This is a genomic window from Pseudomonas sp. 43A (assembly GCF_013363935.1).
Classification (GTDB): domain Bacteria; phylum Pseudomonadota; class Gammaproteobacteria; order Pseudomonadales; family Pseudomonadaceae; genus Aquipseudomonas; species Aquipseudomonas crudilactis.
Window position 1 is genome coordinate 2,226,309 of record NZ_CP054880.1, and the last position, 19,194, is coordinate 2,245,502.

At 59.5% G+C, this 19,194-nt stretch carries 12 protein-coding genes; 6 read left to right on the top strand and 6 right to left on the bottom strand.

Going from position 1 to position 19,194, the window contains the following annotated elements:
* Window positions 1-94 precede the first annotated feature (94 nt).
* From ngg to HUW52_RS09980, 3 genes are all read right to left on the bottom strand, one after another.
* On the bottom strand, window positions 95-1,843 hold the full coding sequence (gene ngg / locus HUW52_RS09970; protein WP_175553523.1) for an N-acetylglutaminylglutamine synthetase: 1,749 nt from the start codon (window positions 1,841-1,843) through the stop codon (window positions 95-97).
* 3 nt (window positions 1,844-1,846) lie between these two features.
* On the bottom strand, window positions 1,847-3,619 hold the full coding sequence (locus tag HUW52_RS09975) for an N-acetylglutaminylglutamine amidotransferase (protein WP_175553524.1): 1,773 nt from the start codon (window positions 3,617-3,619) through the stop codon (window positions 1,847-1,849).
* Window positions 3,620-3,746: 127 nt separating this feature from the next.
* Window positions 3,747-5,069, bottom strand: a complete 1,323-nt coding sequence (locus HUW52_RS09980; RefSeq protein WP_175553525.1) for a dermonecrotic toxin domain-containing protein — start codon at window positions 5,067-5,069, stop codon at window positions 3,747-3,749.
* Window positions 5,070-5,319: 250 nt separating this feature from the next.
* Here HUW52_RS09980 and HUW52_RS09985 point away from each other — a divergent pair, with 250 nt between their 5' ends.
* Window positions 5,320-10,155, top strand: coding sequence for an NEL-type E3 ubiquitin ligase domain-containing protein (locus tag HUW52_RS09985; RefSeq protein WP_175553526.1), 4,836 nt, complete (start codon window positions 5,320-5,322; stop codon window positions 10,153-10,155).
* 4 nt (window positions 10,156-10,159) lie between these two features.
* Here HUW52_RS09985 and mnmC read toward each other — a convergent pair whose 3' ends face one another.
* Window positions 10,160-12,139, bottom strand: a complete 1,980-nt coding sequence (mnmC, locus tag HUW52_RS09990) for a bifunctional tRNA (5-methylaminomethyl-2-thiouridine)(34)-methyltransferase MnmD/FAD-dependent 5-carboxymethylaminomethyl-2-thiouridine(34) oxidoreductase MnmC (protein ID WP_175553527.1) — start codon at window positions 12,137-12,139, stop codon at window positions 10,160-10,162.
* A 171-nt stretch (window positions 12,140-12,310) separates the two neighbouring features.
* Between mnmC and pap the strand changes: the two genes are divergently transcribed.
* Window positions 12,311-13,825: a polyphosphate:AMP phosphotransferase gene (pap, locus tag HUW52_RS09995; RefSeq protein ID WP_175553528.1), complete on the top strand. Its 1,515-nt coding sequence runs from the start codon at window positions 12,311-12,313 to the stop codon at window positions 13,823-13,825.
* A 102-nt stretch (window positions 13,826-13,927) separates the two neighbouring features.
* Window positions 13,928-15,112: a thiolase family protein gene (locus tag HUW52_RS10000; protein ID WP_175553529.1), complete on the top strand. Its 1,185-nt coding sequence runs from the start codon at window positions 13,928-13,930 to the stop codon at window positions 15,110-15,112.
* 138 nt (window positions 15,113-15,250) lie between these two features.
* Here the strand turns inward: HUW52_RS10000 and HUW52_RS10005 are convergent, their stop codons facing one another.
* Window positions 15,251-15,445, bottom strand: a complete 195-nt coding sequence (locus HUW52_RS10005) for a DUF6316 family protein (protein ID WP_016986976.1) — start codon at window positions 15,443-15,445, stop codon at window positions 15,251-15,253.
* A 211-nt stretch (window positions 15,446-15,656) separates the two neighbouring features.
* Here HUW52_RS10005 and HUW52_RS10010 point away from each other — a divergent pair, with 211 nt between their 5' ends.
* Window positions 15,657-16,616 (top strand): DMT family transporter, encoded by a 960-nt coding sequence (locus tag HUW52_RS10010; protein WP_175553530.1) that lies wholly within the window; start codon window positions 15,657-15,659, stop codon window positions 16,614-16,616.
* A gap of 122 nt (window positions 16,617-16,738) precedes the next feature.
* Here HUW52_RS10010 and HUW52_RS10015 read toward each other — a convergent pair whose 3' ends face one another.
* Window positions 16,739-18,133, bottom strand: a complete 1,395-nt coding sequence (locus tag HUW52_RS10015; RefSeq protein WP_175553531.1) for a class II fumarate hydratase — start codon at window positions 18,131-18,133, stop codon at window positions 16,739-16,741.
* A 193-nt stretch (window positions 18,134-18,326) separates the two neighbouring features.
* On the opposite strand from HUW52_RS10015, the gene HUW52_RS10020 reads away from it, so the two are divergent.
* Together HUW52_RS10020 and HUW52_RS10025 are read left to right on the top strand one after the other, a co-directional pair.
* Window positions 18,327-18,848, top strand: coding sequence for a DUF2059 domain-containing protein (locus HUW52_RS10020; protein ID WP_016986973.1), 522 nt, complete (start codon window positions 18,327-18,329; stop codon window positions 18,846-18,848).
* Between the two features lie 12 nt (window positions 18,849-18,860).
* On the top strand, window positions 18,861-19,160 hold the full coding sequence (locus HUW52_RS10025) for a BolA family transcriptional regulator (RefSeq protein WP_016986972.1): 300 nt from the start codon (window positions 18,861-18,863) through the stop codon (window positions 19,158-19,160).
* Window positions 19,161-19,194 lie beyond the last annotated feature (34 nt).

Consider the following 19,194-nt stretch of genomic DNA (forward strand, 5'->3'; position numbering starts at 1 on the left):
GCCCTTTCGCGATCAAGCTCGCTCCCACATTTGGAATGTATTCCCCTGTGGGAGTGAGCTTGCTCGCGAAGGCGTCAGTGGAAGCGCTGCATGATCAAAGTACAGCCGGCTGACTGTGCGGAAACAACAAATCGACAAAGCGCTCGGCCGTCGGCTGTGGCTCATGGTTGGCCAGCCCGGCGCGTTCGTTGGCCTCGATAAACACGTACTCCGGCTGATCCGCCGCCGGCACCATCAAGTCGAGGCCGACCATTGGAATATCCAGCGCCCGCGCCGCCCTTACCGCTGCATCGACCAGCGTCGGGTGCAGAATCGCCGTGACATCTTCCAGCGTGCCTCCGGTGTGCAAATTCGCCGTACGGCGCACAAACAGATGCTCGCCGGCCGGCAGAATGCTGCTGTAGTCATAACCCGCAGCATGCAAGGTGCGCTGGGTTTCGTGATCCAGTGGAATCTTGCTTTCGCCGCTGGTGGCCGCTTGCCGCCGACGGCTCTGCGCCTCGATCAATGCGCCGATCGAATGCTGACCATCGCCAACCACTTCCGCCGGCTTGCGAATCGCCGCTGCCACCACTTCAAAGCCAATCACCAGAATCCGCAGATCAAGCCCTTCGTGGAAGCTTTCGAGCAGCACGCGGCTATCAAATTGCTTCGCCGTTTCGATGGCTTGCTGCACCTCTTCGATGCTTTGCAAATCCACGGCCACGCCTTGGCCCTGTTCACCGTCGAGCGGCTTGACCACCACCCGTTGATGCTCATCGAGAAAGGCCAGGTTATCGTCGGCATTGCCCGCCAGTTGCTGCGAGGGCAGATTCAACCCGGCACCTTTCAGCACTTTGTGCGTCAGGCTTTTGTCCTGACATAGGCTCATGCTGATCGCGCTGGTCAGGTCGCTCAGCGATTCTCGGCAACGCACGCGACGGCCACCATGGCTGAGGGTGAACAGCCCGGCGTCGGCATCGTCGACCTGCACATCGATACCGCGCCGATGGGCTTCTTCAACGATGATCCGCGCATACGGATTGAACTGCGCCTCCGGGCCGGGGCCGAGAAACAGCGGCTGATTGATGCCGTTCTTGCGTTTGATGGCGAAGGTCGACAGATTGCGAAAACCGAGCTTGGCGTAGAGGTTTTTCGCCTGACGGTTGTCGTGCAACACCGACAGGTCGAGATAGCTCAGACCGCGACTCATGAAGTGCTCGATCAGGTGCCGCACCAGCACTTCACCGACACCCGGGCGCGAGCATTGCGGATCAACCGCCAGGCACCACAGGCTGCTGCCGTTTTCCGGGTCGTTGAAGGCTTTTTGATGGTTCAGGCCCATGACGCTGCCGATCACCGCGCCGCTGTCTTCATCCTCGGCCAGCCAGTACACCGGGCCGCCCTGATGATGCGGTGTCAGTCGCGTGGCATCGATCGGCAACATGCCGCGCGCCTGGTACAACTGATTGATCGCCTGCCAATCCGCTTCGCTTTGCGCGCGGCGAATACGGAAGCCGCGAAACACTCGGGTCGCCTGTCGGTAATCGCTGAACCACAGGCGCAAGGTGTCGGACGGGTCGAGAAACAATTGCGTTGGCTCCAGGCCGAGAATCTGCTGCGGCGCGGCGACGTACAGCGCGATGTCGCGCTCGCCGGGCTGCTCTTTGAGCAGTTCCTGCGCCAGCGATGCTGGGTCGGGAAACGTGTGGCCGATCAGCAAGCGGCCCCAGCCGCAATGCAGCGCAATCGGGTCGGCGGCCAGCGTGCTGCCGTCTTCGGCCAGACGTGCCTGCAAGCGTTCATAGGACGGTGTCTGACCGCGTAGCAGCCGCTGGTTGATGGCCGTGGCGTGGGGTTTCATCGATCAGATTCCTTGTTCACTGAGCCACAGATTCAGAGCTGCCAGTTGCCACAGCTTCGAACCGCGCAACGGCGTCAGTTGGCCTTGCGGATCGGTCAGCAATTTGTCGAGCATGGCCGGGTTGAACAAGCCACGATCCTGACTCGGATCGAGCAGCAGTTCACGTACCCAGTTCAGCGTATCGCCTTGCAAGTGCTTGAGACCAGGCACCGGGAAGTAGCCTTTTTTGCGGTCGATCACTTCACTTGGAATCACTCGGCGCGCGGCTTCTTTCAGAACTTGTTTACCGCCATCGGGCAGCTTGAACTGGCCCGGCACACGCGCCGACAGTTCAACCAGTCGATAGTCGAGAAACGGCGTGCGCGCCTCCAGGCCCCAAGCCATGGTCATGTTGTCGACACGTTTGACCGGGTCATCGACCAGCATCACCGTACTGTCCAGACGCAGGGCTTTGTCGACGGCAGCATCAGCGCCGGGCTGGGCGAAATGTTCTTTGACGAAGTCGCCGGCAGCGTCATGCGCGGTCAGCCATTTCGGCTGCACGGTGGCGGCGTAGTCGTCGTAGCTGCGGTCGAAAAACGCGTTGCGATAGGCCGCGTAAGGATCGGCCGCGCCGTCGACTTGCGGGTACCAGTGATAACCGGCGAACAGTTCATCCGCGCCCTGGCCGCTCTGCACAACCTTGCAGTGTTTGGCCACTTCACGGGACAGCAGATAGAAAGCGATGCAGTCATGGCTGACCATTGGCTCGCTCATCGCACGGAATGCGGCGGGCAGTTGTTCGATGATCTCTTTCTCGTCGATGCGCAATTGGTGGTGCTGAGTGCCGTAATGCTTGGCGATCAGATCGGAGTACTGAAATTCATCGCCGCGCTCACCGCCGGCATCCTGGAAACCGATGGAAAAGGTCGAAAGGTTTTCCACACCGACTTCACGCAACAGGCCGACGAGCATGCTCGAATCGACGCCGCCGGAGAGCAGTACGCCGACATCCACCGCCGCACGTTGACGAATTGCCACCGCTTCGCGAGTGCTGTCGAGCACGCGGTCGACCCAGTCTTCCAGCTTCAGGTTTTTCTCGTCTTCGTGCGGGCCGTAGGGCAGGGTCCACCAGGTTTTCTGCTCGGTGGTGCCATCGGCTTCAACGCGCATCCAGGTCGCCGGTGGCAGTTTTTCGATGCCGGCCAGCAGGGTGCGCGGCGCCGGGACCACGGCATGGAAATTCAGGTAATGATTGAGCGCCACCGGATCAAGGATCGGGTTGATGTCACCGCCCTTGAGCAGTGCTGGCAATGCCGAAGCAAAGCGCAGGCGTTGGCCGGTGCGCGACAGGTACAACGGCTTCACGCCGAGACGGTCGCGGGCGATGAACAGACGTTGCGCGTCGCGTTCCCAAATGGCAAACGCGAACATGCCGTTGAGCTTCGGCAGCAACGCTTCGCCCCAGGCGTGGTAGCCCTTGAGCAGCACCTCGGTGTCGCCACCGGAATAGAACGCGTAACCCAGAGCTTCCAGTTCGGCGCGCAGCTCCGGGAAGTTGTAGATCGCGCCGTTGAAGGCCAGCGACAGGCCGAGTTGGCTGTCGATCATCGGCTGCGCCGAGCCATCCGACAGGTCCATGATTTTCAGGCGACGATGACCCAGGGCAATCGGCCCTTGGGCATGGAAGCCCCACGCGTCGGGGCCGCGAGGGGCCAGGTGATGGGTGATTCTCTCGATCGCTGCAAGGTCTGCAGGTTGTTGATCAAAACGTAACTCGCCAGCTAATCCGCACATAAAGTCCTTACCGGTTTTTCCGTTGGGGAGGGGTCAAACGCTACCTCGCCAAAATGGCGGGTACTCAGAAACTGACCCGCCTCGGGAAATGGAGTTTTAGAACGATAAGTTATAAGGCTGCTGTTGGCTAAACATCACCGGCCAAGGATGGCTTTTCCTTGAGATCCAACAGTTGATGGATCGCATGCAACTTTTCAGTGGACGTCCAGCCTTCTACGCCGCTAAACACTTCGCTTATAAGCGCATCCGTTGCGCAGGTGCGCAGACGCTTGCTGAAGTCGTCAGTCAGTGTTTCGCATAGCATCCGGCGTTGCTGAAGCTCAGGGGGCTCTCGCCGCTGCTGATGGTTTGAGCTGCTGATGTCCGCTACGGGAACGGCGCACTGCCTGGCATCGGCGAGAAATGTATCCAGATGCCGACTGGCGATGTATTCGAACAACCGCTGTTTTAACGGGTGAAACGTAATGTCGTCAATAAACGAGATGGAAGACAAGTGACTTGTCAGAAACCCATTCTGATCTGTTTTGGGCAGTCGGGAGGCGAACAGTTTGCGCAATGGGGATTGCCCGAGCAGCTTGACCGCCAGGGTGATTCTGCAGTTGTCTTCGTCAGGGTTGAGGTAAAAGCCGGGCCCCGTATCATTAGGTACATATATCAGGTAGCGATCCTGGGTTGATTGATCTGTCAGGCGACAGGTAATTAAAACCGCGTCTACAAGATATTTGCCAAACAGTTGTACCGAATACAACTGGAGGGGTGCATTGTTAAAGTTTTCCCCGTTGGCAATATCTGCCGATCCGCGGCTCAGGTTTTTCAGCATGAACCACAGGGATTGATGGATGTCATTGCTGAAGTATTTGCTATAGGCCGCCAACTTCATGTTGAGTTTTGCCAGACGCTGAGCGTTCAATTTGACTGAAGACACGTTGAAAGTTCGCGATATGTAGTTTTGATACTGCATGCCGAGATCTAGCGTGCGGCTCAATGCAGCGAATTGGCGGGCGCCAATCCTGGTGTTCGTGGAGCCCTTGGTTGGTATGTCTTGAGCGTCAGTGAGTGTCTCGCTATCGTCGGAAAAATAATGCGCTGCTGTTTCGATGTCGGTGAAGTTCAACATTGCAGCGTCGAGCAAGGTGTAGAGAGGCATCGCCTTGCTCACGGAATGCCGGGGCTGGAGCCTGATCAAGTCCTGGGGATTGAGCTGACTGTTGTATTTATTTTGCAATGCCTCCTGAAGTCGTTGCCTGCAGAAGTCCTCCGGGGTTTTAAGCGGGGCTAACAAGTTGTCGAAAAAAACCTGGTAGGGATGTGCCTGTTCAAGGGTTTCTCGATACTCGGTGATTTTCCTTTTACCTGCATTGGCCAGTTTTTCCGACAGGTAATGTTCAATTGTTTTTGCAGTGTGCAGGTGTTTGATATTGACGGGTGTATCCGTTGCTGATGGAAGCATGTCAGTAAACTCGTTCCTTGAATTGAACTTCCATGGTAGGCGCAAGTGTTGCTCAGGAATAACGCCATTATTCAATGGTTTGCCGGTCGGGTTTAGCAGTATTTTGAATGCTGGATATAAATGGATACCGCACTGTCAACGGCGAAATATGCCGGTTTTGATACGGACGAAAAATATAAGTTAAAAGTGTTTTATTTGACTTTGTATTGGTAGGGTTAAACCTCAATCCTGCAATAAAGGACTATTGCCGATGATCACTACACAGAAAAAATCCGTAGCGCCGGCGCTGACTCAGAACGGGATTTTCAGCGCCTTGCTCGAAGCCACCGGCGATCTGGACAGCGCCGAGGCATTGCAAAAGAGCCTGCCCGACTTGCTGCTCAAGAGTTCGGCCGCCACCTTGGTCGCGCTCGATCAAACCGCGCGAGACTTGCACGTCTCTCAACTGCAGGTCGACAAGGACCTGCTGCGGCTCACGCCTTTGAACACGTTCTGCAAAACCGAGTTGACCCGTGCGCTGAGCAGCAAGTGGTCAGCGCTATTCGACGTCGAGAAAGACCTGTTGAGTCTGCCGGGCCCCGATTGCGGTTGCCCGCCGACTTCCACCGATGGCGAGGCGATTGAAACGGTTCCGCATGCCACCCAGACGTTATTGCAAGCGGCGATGCAGAACTTCAGTGAGGACGAGGAAGCTGACGACTATCCCGTCGGCAGCCTGGTGCGCGTGGCCAGTAGGCCCGCAGGCGTGCCTGGGTTGACCCCGGCGTCGTTTGCCAGGTTCTGTCGGGAACTGGATCTGGGAAAGCGCTATCAGGAACATTTCCAGGCAGTGTTCGGCCTCAAGGACAGTGCCGGCGAGGTCGTAGCGACCAGCGCGATGACCCGCGACATCGCGACGATGAAAAAACACCTGCTGCAACTGGACATGCATCTGGCCGGGCTCAGACAACACATCACACCGGCAGGCGTGCAGACGATACAAAGCCTGATTGCCGCTGATGGCGTGGTGTCAGCGAAAACCCTGCAATACCAGCAACGGCCGTTGATCATGCAAGGCATCGAGATACTCGACAGTTGTATCTGGGGCGTGGTGGTGTTTTCTGCTTGCTCGTTCGAGTTGTACCCGGATCAATGGTGCCTGGTGTACATGGCCAACGAGCCCGAAAGGCCCCTGTATGAATACCCAACCTTTACCGCGTTCAAGCAGTACCTCACGCAGCAATTGAAGGTGAAAAGCTACAAGGACTATTTCGCCAACAGCATCGACGAAGATGACAAGGCGGACTTCTTCAAGACCTTCGCCGATACGGCGGATCTGGGGCACATCAGGCAGTTGCCGATCACCGTGCCACTGTTCGAATTCATGGTGCAGAGCCACGTCGGCAAACTGCAACTCGACGCCCGAAAACTCGCGGTGCCGACCGCTGACATCGATGAAGACGTGCGCCAGAAACGCCTGCTCGATTTTCTTCAGATGGGCGTGACGATTGCGTCGGTGGCCGGGTTTTTTGTGCCGGTCGTGGGGCAATTGATGATGGGCGTCGCGGTCGGACAACTGTTGGCGGAGGTATACGAGGGTGTCGAGGACTGGCGTCGCGGCGACCACCAGCAGGCGTTTTCTCACCTGTTGAGCGTGGCGGAAAATATTGCCTTGATGGCGGCTTTTGGCGCCGGACAGAAGGTGGTGGGGACGATTGGACGCAAACTGGTTCGTGGCCATCCGGAGTTTTTCGGACAGTTCAGTGCTGTCACCAATGCGCTTGGCAAACCGCGGCTGTGGAAGCCTGATCTTGCGAGCTATGAGCATCGGCTGCCTGTGGGGTTTACGGTGGCCGCTGACTCCGAAGAGTTATACGAGATCAGCGGCAACATCGTCGGCCGCGTCGATCATCGAATCGTTTCCGGGGCCATCGATACGCAGACCCATCGCTGGCGCCTGGCCCATCCCCAGCGTTCGCAAGCTTATGTCCCCGAGCTCGAGCGACACGTCGAGGGCGGCTGGCGATTTGCCGCTGAAGACCCTGCACAGTGGAACAGCGCGGCCTATACCCTCAAGCGCATGGACCCGCATCTGAGTGAATTCGTCGACAGCGATATCGACATTGTGCGCCGACTGAGTGGTGTCACCCACGATGAGTTATACCGCGCCTTTAGCGACAATCTGGCGCTGCCGGTGCGGCTGCGCGACAGCGTGGAGCGGCTGCGCATCGGACGCCAGCTGCGCCAGCTTATCCGCGAGCTGGAAAAAGGTGAAACGCATTCTGGCCAGCCGTTGCAGGAACAACTGCACGGTCTGCCGAAACTGCCGGGCTGGCCGACTGATCGTTATATTGAGGTCATCGATGACGACGCCAACGTCACGGCCAGGTATCCGGCCACCCGCATTGCCGATGACACCCTCAGTGTGGTTGTCAGCCAGGACCAGTTGGAGAGCGGTCAATTGCTTCAAACGGTGATCGATGGCCTCTATCAGGAAGAAGTCGATACGTTGCTGGGGACCAGGCCCAATGCCGACAGCGAAAGGCAGGCGCTGGCGAGAAATCTGGGTGCGGCTTTGAAAGCGGATCGTCGTTCGGTTTTCGAGCAGATGTACCAAGGTTATGACCAAAGCGATACTGACGAGGTGAAGAAGTTGCGCAGCGTCTTTGCCGACATCCCTGCGCGCTATGCCCAGCGTTTGATCGATCAGGCGTCGAGTGTCGAGCGCATCCATTTGCGCTCGACCGGGCGGGTGCCTTTGCGCCTCGCCCAGAAAGTCCGCAACGCCACTGCGCAGGTGCGTCTTGATCGTGCGCTGAGCGGGCTGCACATGCCGCAGGTCGCCAATGCCGACAGCGAAAAACTGACTATCGGGTTACTACAGGGATTGAGTGGCTGGGACACGGGACTGCGTCTTGCGCTGCGTGACAAGACCCTGACCGGGCCAGTGCTGGAGGCCATCGGCAATGAGTCGGCGACACCGTTGAACACGTGCACGCTGGTCAAGTCCGGTGGCGGTTATGAAGTGTTCGCCGGCGACGGTAAATCCCTCGGTCGCGTGGCCGCGGGTCCCGACGACCTCTATGCCGCCATCCTCAAGGCACTCCCGTCGCGCCAGCGTAACGCTGCCGGTTTTGCCGATCCGGTCAGCGCTGACAGTGCGCGGCTGCGCAAACAACTGCTGGAGGTTGCGCTGGATGATCGTGAGGCCAGTGCCCGGCTATTGACCGATGGCAAATTTGCGGCGCCGGCCGCCGAAGTCGCGTGTATTCAAGCCGATCATGCATCGACCGCGACCGCTCATCCGCGGGCGCTACTGCGCAAGGTGAGAAAACTCTATCCGCGCTTTTCCGAGGCCCAGGCCAGCGAATTCATCGATGGGTTGGGCACCGACGCGCTGACCCGCGCGATCCGGGTAAAAGCGTTGCGCCGTGAACGCGAGCAACTGCGCGACGTACTGGACGTCTGGAGTGAGGATCGAGTCGCGATGAAGGCGCTCGGTGGCGATTTGCGAGAAGTACGGCAAAGTCGCAAGTCGACGGCTGAGCAGATAGAGGATGGGTTCCGACGACTTTTCACGGTGAACGATGCAAGTGGCAAATCAGTCTACGCGCTGAATCTTGACGGGATGCGTGTGGGAAAATTGCCGACTTTGCCTTCAGGGCTGAACTTCGACCATGTAAAGCATTTGTCGCTGAAGAACATGGACCAGGATGACGATCTTGTTTATTTCCTCAAGTCATTCAAGCAAGTCGAGTCTCTGGAACTCGACAGCAACAAACTCACCCGCTTGCCCGAGGTATTGTCGCACCTGCCCCATCTGTCCCGGTTGAGCCTCGCGGGCAACCAGATCAAGCTGACCGAACACACCCTGGCGAAGTTGGGCAACTTGCGCACGCTGCACCTCTTGAATCTGAACGGTAATCCGTTGGGGGCGACCCTGGACGTGAGCAAGATGCTGGATCTGTGCACGCTGTCCCTGCGCGAGACACAGGCTACCGAATTGCCCAAGGGCCTGGCGCGATTGCCCGTTCTGGACTGGGTGGATCTGCGTGATAACAACATCAGGGATTTGCCGGACTGGTTGTTCAAGACCTCCAGAGGTTTCAGCCGCGCCGTCAACTTGCGAGGTAATCCCTTGTCGCTGGCAAGCAGCACGCACCTGGCCGATTATCGAAACAACGTCGGCATCGGTATGGGCTATCTGGAAAATGATATCGCCCGTCTCGACGAACAGAAGGCGCGTGCGCTGTGGTTCAAGGAAGGCGCCGGCGCCGAGTGGGGGCGGCGTAATCGCATCTGGACAGCCTTCAAGGATGAACCCAAGGCTGAGGGTTTGTTCCAGTTGTTGTCCGAACTCGGCAACACGGCGGATTCGGAGAAGGTCAGTCACGACATGCACCGACGGGTGTGGGCAGTGCTCGAGGCAGCCGAGTCCGATGCGGTCTTGTGCGAGCAAGTGCTGAACCAGGCGGCCAACCCGATAAATTGTACAGATTCGGCGGCGCTCAACTTCAGCCATCTCGAGGTCGCGGTGGAAGTCGACAAGCTGACCAACCTTGCGGGTGGCCGCATTATCACGGCCAGACCTTTGCTCCAACTCGGTCGGGGCCTGTTCAGGCTGGACAAGCTGAACCAGATCGCTCAAGACCATGTGGGCAAGAACCCGACCGTCGATCCACTGGAAGTCAACCTCGCTTTTCGCATCGGTCTTGCCGATCAGCTTGACCTGCCGGGGCAACCGCGCAACATGCGGTTTTCGGTCCTGGCCAAAGTGAGCCAGGCGGATCTGGAGCGGGCAAAGAACATGGTCGACACCGCTGAGCTGTCATCCGAATGGCTGAGATTCATGCTGCGTCAACCGTTCTGGTGCGATTACCTCCAGCGCACGTTCCCCCGACAATTCGCCAGCATCAATGAAGTCTTCCCGGATCGGATGAATGCAGCATACGAACAAGCGCAGAGCCTGACCTCGGCCGATTTTCTCAGCCAGGCCGAGGCAATCAGACTCGAGCGGGAGCAGGCAGAGGAAGCGGTGCTCGAGCGCCTGACCGGGGACGCGTTACGCCTGATGGATCTGGGCATCTGTGTGATGCCCGAGGCGTGAGGTTTTATCGGCCGCGTATCAACTGACGCAACGCAAATCGGTTGGGGTGGCAGGCCTCGGCCACGCTTCTGGGCAGGGGCAACGGCTCATCGTTCAGCCAGGCGGCGAGCAATTCGCCGGACAGCGGCGCGGTGATCAGACCGCGCGAGCCATGACCGCTGTTGACGTATAAGCCGTCGAGCCAGGGGCAGGCGATGTCCGGCACTTGCCGGGCATCCTTGCTCAATACCGCGTATGCCTGGATAAAAGCGCCGCGGTCGGCCAGCGGACCGACGATCGGCAGGTAGTCCGGGCTGGTGCAGCGGAACGCGGCGCGCCCCTCAAGGTTGTCGACATCCTGCTCGCTGATGGTCAGGCGCGCGACCAGATCAGCGGAGATCTCAGCAAGCATTGCCAGATTGCCCTGGTGTTCGGCGGTGGTCGGGGTGAGGTCATCACTATTGAAGTCGAAACTGGCACCGAGGGTGTGTTCGCCCAATCGTGCAGGGGCGACGTAGCCTTCAGCGCAGACGACTGTAGCCAATCCCTGGCTCTGTTCGGTCTGCACCAAACGGGTGATCTGCCCACGAATGCGCTTGAGTGGCAGTTCGGCGCTTTGCGCAAAACGCTTGATCTCGGCAGCACCGGCCAACACGACTACGGGGGCACTGGCGAGTAGGCATTCGCCGTCGAAGGCTTGCCATTGATCGTCGACCTTGCGTATTTCCAGCACGTCGCGATGACTGAGCAGTTCGATGTTTGGCTGCGCCGCTTGCGCCTGACAGAGCGCGGGCGGATGCACCCAGCCACCCTCGGGGTAGAACAAGCCGCCATGGGCCAGACCGACACCGGCGCGGGCCTGCGCCGCGGGCTGATCAAGCCATTGCAACAGGTCTTCCGGGAAGGCTTGCGCCAGTTGCGCGTGGCGCTCGGCTTCCTTGGCATTGAATGCCAGTTGCAGCACGCCGCAGTCGTCCCAATCGGTGCCACGTTGCAGGGTTTCCAGCAGACGTCGGGTGTAACCGAAACCGCTGACAATCAGTTGCGACAGCGCCGTGCCATGGGCGGACAGTTTCAGGTACAGCACGCCCTGCGGGTTGCCCGAGGCTTCTTGCGCCACGGCTGCATGGCGTTCGAGCAATGTGACCCGCCAGCCGCGAGCCGCCAGACTGGACGCCGTGGCACATCCGGCCAGACCGGCGCCGATCACCAGCGCACGACGCTCAGCGGCGATCGGCGCAGGCCGAGCAAACCACGGCTTGTCCGGCACTGGCGGCGCAACCTCGTGCGGCCAGCCAAGAAATTCGCCACGCAGAATTTCCCATTTATGGCCGATGCCCGGGGTGCGCTTCATTTTGAACCCGGCAGCGTTGAGCAAACGTCGTACCCAACCGGTGCTGGTGAAAGTGCTGATGGTCGAGCCGGGCGCTGCCAGTCGCGCCAGCTCGACAAACAGTTCGGCAGTCCACATGTCGGGGTTTTTCGCCGGGGCGAAACCGTCGAGAAACCACGCGTCGATCTGCGCATCGAGCTGCGGCAGTTGCTCCAGTGCATCGCCGATCAACAGCGTCAGCGTCACGCGGCCTTGGGCCAGGGTGATGCGTTGAAAACCGGCGTGGATCGCTACGTAATGGCGCAGCAACTGATCGGCCAGCGGCTTGAGTTCTGGCCACAAGGCCAAGGCCCGTTGCAGATCGGCCGGGCTCAGCGGATATTTTTCGACGCTGACAAAATGCAACCGCGCACTGGCGACGGCGTGTTGCTCGAACAACTGCCAGGCACAGAGAAAATTCAGCCCGGTGCCGAAGCCGGTTTCACCAATAACCAAACGACCGCTTGCCGGCAACGCCGCAAAACGCTCGGCCAGACGGTTTTGTTCGAGGAACACATAACGGGTTTCATCCAGACCTGATTGGTCGGAAAAATACACGTCATCGAACACCCGCGAACGCGGGCGTCCCTGGTCATCCCAGTCGAGTTGGGCGTGGGGCAATACGGGTTTCATGGCAGGCTCGGCAACGACAAGGCCGCCATTCTAGCCGATCGCGCAGGCGTTGCTTGATCCATGGCAAGGCTTGTCGCCGAGACTGGCGGACAATCCGCCACCCGCGGGAATTTCTGCGCCGCTGCTGTGCCCAATCCGCTAGTCTTGCTGAATCCTGGAAGGAGCCGTCCCATGTTTGAATCCGCTGAAATCGGTCACGCCATCGACAAAGACACCTATGAGGCGGCCGTCCCGGCATTGCGTGAAGCCTTGCTCGAAGCCCAGTTCGAATTGCAGCAGCAGAAGCGTTTTCCGGTGATTATCCTGATCAACGGCATCGAGGGTGCGGGCAAGGGCGAGACGGTCAAATTGCTCAACGAGTGGATGGACCCGCGCCTGATCGAAGTGCGCACTTTCGACCAGCAGACCGATGAAGAGTTGTCCCGGCCGCCGGCGTGGCGCTATTGGCGGATGCTCCCGGCCAAGGGGCGCATGGGCATTTTCTTCGGCAACTGGTACAGCCAGATGCTGCAGGGCAGGGTGCACGGCTTGTTCAAGGATCCGCGTCTGGATCAGGCCATCGCCGGCGCCGAGCGTCTGGAAAAGATGCTCTGCGATGAAGGCGCGCTGATCTTCAAGTTCTGGTTTCACCTGTCCAAGAAACAGATGAAGGCGCGACTCAAGGCGCTGGCTGATGACCCGCTGCACAGCTGGCGCATCAGCCCGCTGGACTGGCAGCAGTCGGAGACCTACGACAAGTTCGTCAAATACGGCGAGCGCGTGCTGCGCCGTACCAGCCGTGATTACGCGCCGTGGCATGTGATCGAAGGCGCCGACGCCAACTACCGCAGCCTGGCGGTCGGCAAGATTCTGCTCGAAGGTTTGCAAAATGCGCTGAAACGCCCGGACGTGCATCCCCACGATGTCAGCGCCGCGCCGTTGGGCACGCCGGTCGATCAGTTGAACCTGCTCGACAGCCTCGACCTGACCCAGCGCCTGGAGAAGAAAGACTACGAAGAACAACTGATCACCGAGCAGGCGCGCCTGTCCGGGTTGATGCGCGACAAACGCATGCGCCGCCACGCACTGATCGCTGTATTCGAAGGTAACGACGCGGCAGGCAAGGGCGGGGCGATCCGTCGGGTCGCGGCGGCGCTCGATCCGCGTCAATACAACATCGTGCCGATTGCCGCGCCGACTGAAGAGGAACGTGCACAGCCGTACCTGTGGCGCTTCTGGCGGCACATTCCGGCGCGCGGCAAGTTCACCGTGTTCGACCGTTCCTGGTATGGCCGGGTCCTGGTGGAGCGGGTCGAAGGCTTCTGCACGCCGGCCGACTGGCTGCGCGCCTATGGCGAGATCAACGATTTCGAAGAGCAATTGGCTGACGCCGGCGTGATCGTGGTGAAGTTCTGGCTGGCCATCGACAAGGACACGCAAATGGAGCGTTTCCAGGAGCGCGAGGAGATTCCGTTCAAGCGCTTCAAGATCACCGAAGACGACTGGCGCAACCGCGACAAGTGGGATGACTATCGCGCCGCCGTGGGCGATATGGTCGACCGTACCAGCTCCGAGATCTCGCCATGGACGCTGGTCGAGGCCAATGACAAGCGCTGGGCGCGGGTCAAAGTGTTGCGCACGATCAACCGCGCGCTGGAAGACGCCTTCGAGAAATCCGACAAGCGCGCGAAGAAACACAAGGATTGAGCCGATAGACGCGCATACGCGGGGTGAATGATTGTCGCGGTCGTTGATGCGGTGGACTTATGCTCGGTCCACTCTCAACTGACCACAACAATGAGGTATGCCATGCGTGAAGTGGTGATCGTCGACAGCGTGCGGACTGGCCTGGCCAAATCCTTTCGCGGCAAGTTCAACCAGACCCGCCCCGATGACATGGCGGCTCATTGCGTCAACGCGCTGCTTGAGCGCAACGACATCGACCCGGCCAGCGTCGAAGATTGCATCGTTGGTGCAGGCTCCAACGAGGGCGCGCAGGGCTACAACATCGGTCGCAATGTCGCGGTGCTGTCGCGTCTGGGCACCGGTACTGCCGGCATGACCCTCAACCGTTTCTGCTCCTCGGGCTTGCAGGCGATTGCGATTGCCGCTAACCAGATTGCCTCGGGCTGCAGCGACATCATCGTCGCGGGCGGCGTCGAGTCGATCAGCCTGACGATGAAAAGCGTCAACACCGACCACTTGATCAACCCGCTGCTCAAACAGCAGACGCCGGGCATCTATTACACGATGGGCCAGACCGCCGAAGTGGTGGCTCGGCGTTATGGCGTCAGCCGTGAAGCGCAAGATCGCTATTCATTGCAGAGCCAGATCCGCACTGCGCAGGCTCAGGCCGCCGGGTTGTTCAATGATGAAATCGTGCCGATGGCGGTCAAGTATCGCGTCGAGGACAAAAACACCGGTGAAGTGCAGATTCTCGACGGCGTGGTCGACCGCGACGATTGCAACCGTCCCGATACCACTTACGAAAGCCTCGCTGGGCTGAAACCGGTGTTTGCCGAGGACGGTTCGGTGACGGCGGGCAACTCGTCTCAACTGTCCGATGGTGCCTCAATGACCCTCGTGATGAGCCTGGAAAAAGCCCTGCAACTGGGGCTCAAGCCGAAAGCGTTTTTCCGTGGTTTCACCGTCGCCGGTTGCGAACCGGACGAGATGGGCATCGGCCCGGTGTTCTCGGTGCCGAAGCTGCTCAAGGCCAAGGGTTTGCAGGTGGCGGATATCGATTTGTGGGAGCTGAACGAAGCGTTTGCTTCGCAGTGCCTGTACAGCCGGGATCGACTGGAGATCGATAACGACAAGTACAACGTCAATGGAGGGTCGATTTCGATTGGTCACCCGTTTGGCATGACCGGATCGCGGCAGATCGGGCATCTGGTGCGCGAGTTGCAGCGGCGTAATTTGCGTTATGGGATCGTGACGATGTGTGTGGGCGGCGGGATGGGGGCGACGGGGTTGTTTGAGGCAGTGTGTTAACCCTCAATTCACTGGTTGTTGGTTCAGCCCTCTTCGCGAGCAAGCTCGCTCCCACAGTAGACCTTCAGTGAAAACTGATTTTGCGTACACCAGAGATCCAATGTGGGAGCGAGCTTGCTCGCGAAGGGATCAACCGGGTCACCGGTTGGAATCCAATGCTTGCATCCGCGCGATGTAAGCTTTTATTTGCTGCTCAGCGATCTCGGGACTGTCGAAAGGCCCTTCAAGGGTATTTTCCCGAGTGCTGAAAAACAGTTCGCCATTGACCCGGCACAGCCTACCGCTGCGAAAGCGCATGGCGGGGGCGCTGTCCTGGGCGCGCATTCCTAACATGATCGGTCTCCTCGGCTGATGTGCTGAAAGGGATCCAATGAGCTTATGCCTGAAGCACTTGACGCGCCCGGCCAGCCGATCAACGGCGCCGCGTCAATTTAATGCTGCGACCTGCACAGTTTCATTCGCGTCCTGGCCTTAACTGTCCCTGTGTGCGGATCTAAGGCGCGCCTAGAATGTGCGCACTTGTCAGCGGGCTTTTGGGGTTTCCATGCACATTTCATCCGGTCGCTGGGTCTACGGCCTGTTCCTGGCGCTGCTGACCGCGTTTCTGTGGGGCATCCTGCCGATCAAACTCAAACAGGTGCTGCTGGTGATGGACCCGGTCACGGTGACCTGGTTTCGTCTGTTGGTTTCCGGTGGTTGTCTGTTCATCTATCTGGCGGCGGTCAAGCGTCTGCCCAGCCGCAAAGTGCTCGGGCCTAGGGGCGGCTGGCTGGTGCTGATGGCGGTGCTCGGGCTGGTCGGCAACTATGTGTTGTACCTGATGGGGCTCAATCTGCTCAGCCCCGGCACCGCGCAACTGGTGGTGCAGATGGGCCCGATCATGTTGCTGATCGCCAGTCTGTTTGTGTTCAAGGAGCGTTTCAGTATTGGCCAGGGCATTGGTCTGGCGGTGCTGTTGATAGGTTTTGTGTTGTTCTTCAATCAGCGCCTGGCTGAGCTGCTGACCTCGCTGTCGGATTACACCGCCGGAGTGTTGCTAGTGCTGTTGGCGTCGACGGTGTGGACCTTCTATGCACTGGGCCAGAAGCAATTGCTGACGGTGTGGAATTCGCTGCAGGTGATGATGGTGATTTATCTGTTTTGCGCATTGCTGCTGACGCCGTGGGTACACCCGCTCGAAGCGCTGAATCTGAGTCCGCTGCAGGGCTGGCTGCTGTTGGCATGCTGCATGAATACGCTGATTGCCTATGGCGCGTTCGCCGAGGCGCTGGCGCACTGGGAGGCTTCGCGGGTCAGTGCGACGTTGGCGATTACGCCGTTGGTAACGTTTGGCGCGGTGGCAATTGCGGCGGGGATCTGGCCGGAATATGTGCATGCCGAGCAGATCAACGGGCTCGGGTATGGCGGGGCGGTGCTGGTAGTGCTGGGTTCGGCGTTGGTGGCGTTGGGGCCTTCATTAATTGCTGGATTGAAGGCGCGGCGGATGAAGATGGCCGCCAGTTAAACCGCGTCGCTCCCATTCGCGAGCAAGCTCGCTCCCACAATTGACCGCGATCCCATGTCAGGAATGCGATCGAATGTGGGAGCGAGCTTGCTCGCGAAGACGGATTTACAGCCGCTACAAAACTAGCCCTTGGCACCAGCCTCGATCATGTTCTCCGGCCGCACCCACGCATCAAATTCTTCATCGGTCAGATAGCCCAGCGCCAGCGCCGCCTCACGCAACGTCAGCCCTTCGCTATAGGCCTTCTTGGCGATCTCCGCCGACTTGTCGTAACCGATGTGCGGATTCAGCGCTGTCACCAACATCAGACCACGCTCCAGATGCCTGGCCATGACCTCGGCATCCGGCTCCAGCCCGGCGATGCAGTGCTGCTGGAAGTTGCTGCAGCCATCGGCCAGCAGACGAATCGATTGCAGCAGGTTGTGGATGATCACCGGTTTGAACACGTTCAACTGCAAGTGACCCTGACTCGCGGCAATGCCGATGGTCACGTCGTTGCCCAGCACCTGACAGGCGAGCATCGACAGCGCTTCGCACTGGGTCGGGTTGACCTTGCCCGGCATGATCGAGCTGCCCGGCTCATTCGCCGGCAGCCGCACTTCGGCAAAACCTGCCCGTGGGCCGGAGCCGAGCAGACGCAGGTCGTTGGCGATTTTCATCAACGCGACGGCAAGGGTTTTCAGTGCGCCGGAGAGGCTGGTCAGCGGTTCGTGGCCGGCGAGGGCGGCAAACTTGTTCGGCGCAGTGACAAACGGCAGGCCCGACAGCGCCGCCAGTTCTGCGGCAATCGCCTCACCAAAACCGTGTGGCGAATTCAGCCCGGTGCCGACCGCAGTGCCACCCTGCGCCAGTTCACACACCGCCGGCAGTGCAGCGCGGATCGCGCGCTCGGCGTAATCCAGCTGCGCGATAAAACCGGAGAGCTCCTGACCGAAGGTGATCGGCGTCGCGTCCATCATGTGCGTGCGCCCGGTTTTCACCAGTTTCATGTGCCGCGCCGCCAGCTCGGCGAGACCACCGGACAACTCGGCAATCGCCGGCAGCAGTTGTTCCTGCACGGCTTGCGCGGTGGCGATGCTCATGGCGGTAGGGAAGCAGTCGTTGGAGCTTTGCGAGCGGTTGACGTGATCGTTGGGGTGCACCGGGGTCTTGCCGCCGCGCGGGTTGCCGGCCAGTTCGTTGGCACGACCGGCGATGACTTCGTTGACGTTCATGTTGCTCTGGGTGCCGCTGCCGGTCTGCCAGACCACCAGCGGAAACTGGTTGTCGTGCTGACCGTCGAGGACTTCATCGGCGGCCTGTTCGATCAGGCGGGCAATGTCGGCGGGCAGGTCGCCGTTGCGGTCGTTGACCCGTGCGGCGGCTTTCTTGATCAGGGCCAGGGCGTGCAGTACCGGCAGCGGCATGCGTTCCTGACCAATGGCGAAGTTGATCAGCGAGCGTTGCGTCTGAGCACCCCAGTAGGCTTCGTCCGGGACTTCGATCTGGCCCAGGCTGTCGGTTTCGATACGGCTCATCGTGCACACTCCTGTTGGTCTGTTTGCGCAGTTTAGGCCCGGTCGGGCCCAGGTGGTTCCCTCGATCCGATTGTTGACCGGTAAAACCCCGCCAATCAAGCACGGCAAGGCCCGGGGGTTGAGCCACGAGGTTTTTTAGGCGCAGAATGGTCGCCCTTGGGGTTTGACCTCGCTTTGCTTAAAAGGAAACTCGATGACTCGTCTTCGTGCCATCTGCACCGCGGTTGCACTGGTTTGCGCCAGCGGCCAGGTGCTTGCCGATACCGCCAGCCACAACGCCAGTGCCGAAGCTTTCCTGACCCTGGCTCACGCTGACAAGCTCGGCACTCCGGTGTACATGCAAGTGCAGCAAATGTTTGCTCAGCGTTTTGAGCAGACCAAAGCCCCGGAAGCCAAGAAAGCCGTACTGGAAACCTACCAGGCCAAAGCCAACGCCGCGCTGGATCAGGCCATCGGCTGGAACAAGCTCAAGCCTGACATGGTCAAGCTCTACACCACTAACTTCAGCGAATCCGAGCTGAAAGACCTGGTCGCGTTCTACCAGTCGCCACTGGGCAAGAAAGTCCTGGAAAAAATGCCGCAGCTGACTCAGCAATCGGCCCAGATGACCCAAGCCAAGCTGGAAAGCGCCGTGCCTGTGGTCAACAAGCTGCTCGACGACATGACCAAAGAGCTGGACCCGAAAGGCGCTGCTGCGCCGGCCAAGAAGAAGTAAGCGGAGTTCGTGATGACCATGCAACAACGCATCGAATCGACGCTGGCGCTGCTTCAGCCCGAACATCTGCAAGTGCTGGATGAAAGCCACATGCACAGTCGCGGGTTGCAGACCCACTTCAAGGCTGTGGTGGTCAGCGCGCAGTTCGACGGCCTGAACCGGGTCAAGCGCCACCAGAAAGTCTACGGCACGCTCGGTGAGCTGATGGGCGAGTTCCATGCGTTGGCGCTGCACACCTACACTCCGCAGGAATGGGCAGAGACTGGCGCCGCTCCGGCGTCGCCAACCTGTGCCGGCGGCAGCAAGCATTAAGCTTCGGTTTTTTGCTAGAATCCGCAACGCGCCG